Source organism: Streptomyces sp. NPDC033178 (assembly GCF_055577685.1).
The window spans coordinates 1-5,698 of sequence record NZ_JBVIPT010000051.1 but is presented as its reverse complement, the minus strand read 5'-3'; the positions used below and the strand labels follow the sequence as shown (position 1 = coordinate 5,698).

The 5,698-nt window shown below is 68.2% G+C and carries 7 protein-coding genes; all 7 read left to right on the top strand.

The window, feature by feature from the left end; translation table 11 throughout:
* Positions 1–94 precede the first annotated feature (94 nt).
* Genes ACZ5VQ_RS49245 through ACZ5VQ_RS49215 form a run of 7 tightly spaced genes read left to right on the top strand, consistent with a single transcriptional unit; the run spans position 95 to position 5,529 of the window.
* Positions 95–769 (top strand): thymidylate synthase, encoded by a 675-nt coding sequence (locus ACZ5VQ_RS49245; protein WP_469110750.1) that lies wholly within the window; start codon positions 95–97, stop codon positions 767–769.
* The gene (locus ACZ5VQ_RS49240) at positions 766–1,800 is read left to right on the top strand and encodes a nucleoside-diphosphate kinase (RefSeq protein ID WP_469110749.1); all 1,035 of its coding nucleotides are present in this window, start codon (positions 766–768) and stop codon (positions 1,798–1,800) included. The genes ACZ5VQ_RS49245 and ACZ5VQ_RS49240 overlap by 4 nt, the downstream gene beginning before the upstream one ends.
* A gap of 25 nt (positions 1,801–1,825) precedes the next feature.
* Complete coding sequence (locus tag ACZ5VQ_RS49235; RefSeq protein WP_469110748.1) at positions 1,826–3,013, top strand: radical SAM protein; 1,188 nt, start codon at positions 1,826–1,828, stop codon at positions 3,011–3,013.
* The gene (locus ACZ5VQ_RS49230; protein ID WP_469110747.1) at positions 3,010–3,612 is read left to right on the top strand and encodes a 3'-5' exonuclease; all 603 of its coding nucleotides are present in this window, start codon (positions 3,010–3,012) and stop codon (positions 3,610–3,612) included. The genes ACZ5VQ_RS49235 and ACZ5VQ_RS49230 overlap by 4 nt, the downstream gene beginning before the upstream one ends.
* On the top strand, positions 3,609–4,208 hold the full coding sequence (locus ACZ5VQ_RS49225; RefSeq protein WP_469110746.1) for an AAA family ATPase: 600 nt from the start codon (positions 3,609–3,611) through the stop codon (positions 4,206–4,208). The genes ACZ5VQ_RS49230 and ACZ5VQ_RS49225 overlap by 4 nt, the downstream gene beginning before the upstream one ends.
* A complete protein-coding gene (locus tag ACZ5VQ_RS49220) occupies positions 4,205–4,987 on the top strand; it encodes an aldo/keto reductase (protein WP_469110745.1) in 783 nt (260 codons plus the stop codon). Before ACZ5VQ_RS49225 ends, ACZ5VQ_RS49220 begins: the two co-directional genes overlap by 4 nt.
* Positions 4,987–5,529 carry a hypothetical protein gene (locus tag ACZ5VQ_RS49215; protein ID WP_469110744.1) on the top strand — a complete coding sequence of 181 codons (543 nt, stop codon included), beginning with the start codon at positions 4,987–4,989 and terminating at the stop codon, positions 5,527–5,529. Before ACZ5VQ_RS49220 ends, ACZ5VQ_RS49215 begins: the two co-directional genes overlap by 1 nt.
* Positions 5,530–5,698 lie beyond the last annotated feature (169 nt).

The window sequence follows — 5,698 nt, the reverse complement described above, 5'->3', positions numbered from 1 at the left end:
CTACGAGCGCAAGCCCGAACACTTCCTCGCCTTCGTCGGCATCGCCAGCACCCTCATCTGCTACCGCCGCACCACCAAATGAAATGACGTCTTAGTGTCGCCGTTCGACCGGGTGCTGGAGCTGCTGCGCACCGAAAACGACAGCAAGCGCGGCTATCTTCCGGTCTTTTCGGCCTCGGAGCTGGCCGTCGGCGACAACCCTGATGTGGCGTGTCTGGCCGGCCTGCATCTCCTGTCGCGGGGCGGACAGCTTCACATGGTCTGCAATATGCGGGCCAACGATCTCGACTGCGGCCTGCTGTCCGACGTGTTCTCCTTCACCATGATCCAGGAGTTCGCCGCCGTGCAACTCGGCCTGGAACTCGGCACGTATACGCACTTCATCGGATCGGCCCACGTCAACGACCGCAACACCGACCGTGTCAAACGAGTCCTCAACGAGGCGGACACCCGCCCGGCACCAGTGCATTTCGCGTTTCCGGCGATGCCGCAGGCGACCACTGAGGCGACGATCGAGCACGTCCTGGAGCACGAAGAGGCCTTGCGCACGAACCAGCTCCGCTACGGCGTCGAGCACATCCGGGGCCTGGGCCTTCATCCGTACTGGCAGCAGGTGGTGATGCTGTTCGAGCTGTACCGGCAGCTCACACACGATCAGACCGCGGCCGTCGACCCCGATCTCCTCGCCGCGCTCGATCCGGGCCCGCGCTGGCTCATGGAACGCAAATGGCCGGCCTGCGCCGCCGCTGCGGACGGGGGTGCCCGGTGAGCGGGAAGCCGCAGAGCGGCACTGTGGTGCAGGGCGTGGACTTCGACCGCTGGGCGGTCATTCTCTGCAAGCCGGACGCCGTCGCGCGCGGCCTGGTACCCCGCGTCCTGGAGAGGATCTCCGCTGCGGGCATCGTCGTGTCGGACCGCATGGACGTGATCGCTCAGCCGTGGCAGGCGCACGTCGTCTACCGGGACATGCTCGCCGACACCGGCCGCCACGACCTGCGTGACCTGCCCCTCTACATCGACGCCGCCTACGCCGGGCGGACCGTCACCGTGGCCCTGGCCCACGGGGAGCCCGGGGTGCACGCCAGGCTCCGCCAGCTCATCGGCCACACCGACCCGACCCGGGCCGTGGCCGGCACGATCCGCGGTGACCTCGGCGACGACAGCATGGCAGCAGCCCGGTCGCAGCGGCGCCTCGTGCACAACCTGGTCCACACCTCCGACGATCCGGCCAGCGCCCGCCGCGAATACGGCACCTGGTACGGTCCCGGCCGCCGCCTGCAGGTCTCGGACTTCGACCGGTGCTCGGTGGTCCTGTGTAAACCGGATGCCGTGCAACGGGGCCTGGTCGACGCCGTACTTGAGCGGATCGCCGCAGCCGGCGCCACGATCGCCACCCGACGCGATGTGACGGTCCAGTCCTGGCAGGCCCACGTGCACTACTGGGATCTCCTCGTCGATGCCGACTGGTTCCCCGAACGAGACATCCCCGCCTGCCTGGACGACGCCTACGCCGACAAGCGTGTCACGGTCGCTCTCGCTCACGGTGAGCCGGGCATCCACGCCCGCCTGCGTCACCTCATCGGGCACTTCGACCCGACCCGGGCCGCCGCCGGCACCATCCGCGGCGACCTCGGAAACGACAGCCTCGAAAGCGCCCTGGGCGAGAAACGCCTCGTCCACAACCTGGTGCACACCTCGGACGATACGGACGCGGCCCGACGGGACTTCGGCACGTGGTTCGGCGCCGCCCGCCGTCTGCTGCTCACCGCCCCGACTCAGCCCACGCACGCCGACCGCTGACCACCCCCGGCCTCCGGAGGATTCCGTGACTGCTCCCACCACGACCCGCCGCCTGCTGCCGCTCCTGACCCCTGATCAGATCAGCGCACTCAAGCCGGAACTCGTCGACGTGATCGAGTACCGCAAATCGGGCCTGTCGCTGAACCACATCGTCGGCTGCCCGCTTGAGTGCGGCTACTGCGTCCGTCACCTGTTCGACAACTTCGACATGAAGACCCCCAGGCGGCTGATGAGCGACGAGGCGGCGGTCGCCCAACTCGTCACCCACCCGTACTTCCGGCCCCACCAGACGCCGATCCAGCTCCTGAACCGGGCCACCGACCCGATGCTTCCGTTGGTCAAGCCGCACGTCTTCTCCGTGCTCCGGCAACTCGACGAGCAGGGCCTGACCAACCACGTCCTGGTCATCACCCGGTGGCGAGTGAGCGCCGAGGACTGCGCCGTCCTCAACTCCTTCAAGAATCTGCGGCTGACGATCCTCGTCACCCACTCCGGCATAGACAACCCGGCCATCGAGCCGGTGAACTCCACGTACGCCGCCGACAGCCTGCGCATGCTGTACGAGCACGCCGAGCGCTACCGGACCGTCCTGTACTGGCGGCCGATCGTGCCGGGTCTCAACGACTGTGCCGAGCACATCGAGCGAGCCCGGGAACTGTCCCTGCACGCCCACGCCACCGTGTTCACCGGCTTGTTCTTCCGCGAAGAGATCGCCGCGTACTACCAGGGCAACGGCCTGCCGATGCCGTACGAGGACACGGCCCGGCGCAAGATCATGCCGGAGGACGCCGAGGCGCGAATCCTGGACACGATCAAAGCCGCGGAACAGTCAGGTGTGCCGTGGGGCACGCTGTTCCGCAAGACAAGCTGCGGTGTCGCCTTCGCGCATGGCCAGGCCGACTACAACGGCCACTACGGGGTGCGGGAGTTGTGCGACATCTGCCCGCCCAGCCAGGTTGCCCTGTGCGCGAAGGCATGGTCCAAGCCCGATCCGGAGCAGGTCACCCACCAGGCGCGCGCCCTTGGGGCAGTCGGCGACGTTGAGGTCAACGACCGTGCCATCGTCGTGGAGGGACTGGACGAGCCGCCCCGCTACTTCCTGCAGCACGGGTTCGGCTACCAGTGCCACGACCGATACAAGCCTCACCACTACCGCCAGCACGGCCGGGCCCCCATCGGCTGGGAGGCGGAGGACGGACCCGACACTCCATGAACTTCGCCTCCTGGCCCGCGCTGCTCGTCGTCGACGTCGAAGGCAACGGGACCAACCCGCCTGATCTCGTCGAGGTCGCCGCACTGCCTGTTCGGGACGGCGCTCCCGACAAGAGCACCGCGAAGGCGTGGCTGACCCGCCCGAACCGTCCCGTCACCGCCTTCGCGGCCCGGGTACACGGCCTGTCCAACAACAAGTTGGCCGACAAGCCGGCATGGGCAGAGATCGCGGGCCAGGTGCACGCCTTCCTGGGCACGGCGTGGGTCTGCGCGCACAGCGCCCACACCGACTACCGCGTGCTGCGCGCTCATCTTCCGGGCTGGGAACCAGCCGGCGTGCTGGACACGCTCCGGCTCGCCAGGGCCACGTTCCCGGACCTGGACGGATACAGCCTGGATGCCCTGATCAAGCACCTACAGCCGGACCTGAGCGAGGCCCCCGCGCAGCGGCACCGGGCCACGTTCGACGCCTTCGCCACGGCGCAGCTCCTCATCACCATGACCGCCCACTACGAGACGTGGGACCAGTTGGTCGCCGCGGCCGTGCCGCCCGGCCTGCCCGGCGCCCCCGAACCAGACAAGGACCCCACCCTGTGGTGACCTCCACCCAGCCGATCCGTATCGGCGTGCTCGGTACCCATTCCACCGGCAAGACCACGCTCCTCAAGCGCATCGAGATGGAACTGCGTGCGGAAGGGATCACCGTGACGCGCACCGGCCGGCTCGGCAAGCGTGCCGCCGCGGCCGGCCTGCCCAAGATGCAGCACCACACCGCGCAGTCCACCGAATGGATCATCGCGCAGGGCATCGCCGACGAGATCGCCGCGAGCGCCCAGGGCGCCGAAGTCGTCCTCGTCGACCGGGCCGAACACGACGCCCTCGCCTACTTCCACGCCGCGCTGGAGTACCGCGGCGAAGCTCCTCCTCCCCGGGGGGAACGCGAACGTCTCCTCCTACTCGCCTCCACCCAACTGCCCAAGTACGACCTGCTGCTCGCGACCGTCCTCGACGAGAGCATGCCCGTCGACACCAGCCACGACTACGACCCCCGCTACCGACGGCTCGTCGACCAGCACATGCACCGCCTCCTGGACAGCGACGACATCCCCCACCTGCGGGTACACAGCGACCCTGACAGTCAGGCCCACACCATCGACGTCGCCTCGAAGCTCTGCCTGCAGGTGGCCCTCGTATGACACCCACACCCACACCGCCGGGGGGCACGATTGCCATCGCCGGGAAGACCGTGTCCCGGCTCGGGTTGGGCACCATGCGCCTGACCGGCCCCGGCATCTGGGGCGACCCCGCCGACCGCGACACCGCGCTCAGCATTCTCCACCAGGCCGTGGACACCTACGGCATCAGCCACATCGACACCGCCGACGCCTACGGCCCCCACACCGCCGAGCAACTCATCCATGACGCGCTCTTCCCGTATCCGGACCACGTGCTGATCGCCACGAAGATCGGCATGGTCCGCCCAGGACCGGGTCAGTGGATGCCACTGGGCCATCCCTACTATCTGCGGGCCTTCGTAGAAGCGAGCCTGCGCCGTCTGAAGGCCGACCGCCTGGACCTGTGCTACCTGCACCGCATCGACCCCGAGGTGGCACTCGACGACCAGATCGCCGTCATGCAAGCCCTGCAAGACGAAGGCAAGATCGGGCACATCGGCCTGTCAAAGGTCACACCCGAGCACATCCGCCTGGTGAACGAGCACCTGACCATCGCCGCGGTGCAGAACGCCCTCAACACCCACGACCGCTTCGACGACGCCGTAGGCCTGTGTGGCGAGCTCGGCATACCGTACGTGGCCTACCGGCCGCTCGACGCCGGCCGTCTCGCCCAGGCCAACGGGCCGGCCGCACCGCTGCAGTGGCTCCTCGACCACGGCAGCCACATCGCTGCCGTCCCCAGCACCAGCCAGCCCAGCCACCTCGCCGAGATCGTCGCCGCTGTGACGGGCGGAGACTAATGCCCACAATCACAGAACCCGTCATCCCCGCCGCACCCAGCGCCGATCCTCTTCTCGCGCAGAAGACTGCTTCCTACGAGAACTGGCGGCCGCCGGTCATCGGAGTGTCTCTGCTCGTTCCCGTGGGGCCGGACTCGCTGGTGGTCGCTGACCTGCTCGGCACCATCATCGTGCCCACCGGATCCGTGCACGACGGGCAGAAACCAGCGGAGTCCGCCCAGGACGTTCTTCACGGTGCCCCGGACGGCCTCCCGCTGCTACGGCGCGTAGCCCTGTCCTGCGTGCAGATGCGGCGCAGGAAGGTCATCACGCACGTGCTGGCAACTGAGTCGATGACCCGTGAGGACGTCGGACGCTTGCGCTACCGCGACCCACGGGCAGATGTGCGCGTGCTGCCCACCATGCGCGTCGTCGACGGCCTTACGCCGGGAGGACGCCAGCGGGTTCTGGTCGCACTGCAGGCCCTCGCCACCGGAGAGACGGCCTACATCGACGGAGGCGTTGTGCGTCGTTCCATACCTGCAGACCTTGTGCAGGGATGACGCGGAAGGTGGCCCCCAGCATGCGGAGACGTGCCAGGCTGGCTGCGGCGGCGTTCAGCGGACTCTGGTCCACTTCTTGGGCTCTGTCGCTGATTTGGGGGTAGGTGACGATCAAGGTGACAGGAGGATGCGGCGTCGTAGGAGGTCGAAGTTGGCCCGGCCGTACATC

Bases quoted from the DNA above. Each gene is read 5' to 3' on its own strand.
- ACZ5VQ_RS49220 (WP_469110745.1), top strand. From the start codon at position 4,205: ATGACACCCACACCCACACCGCCGGGGGGCACGATTGCCATCGCCGGG.
- ACZ5VQ_RS49215 (WP_469110744.1), top strand. From the start codon at position 4,987: ATGCCCACAATCACAGAACCCGTCATCCCCGCCGCACCCAGCGCCGAT.
- ACZ5VQ_RS49230 (WP_469110747.1), top strand. From the start codon at position 3,010: ATGAACTTCGCCTCCTGGCCCGCGCTGCTCGTCGTCGACGTCGAAGGC.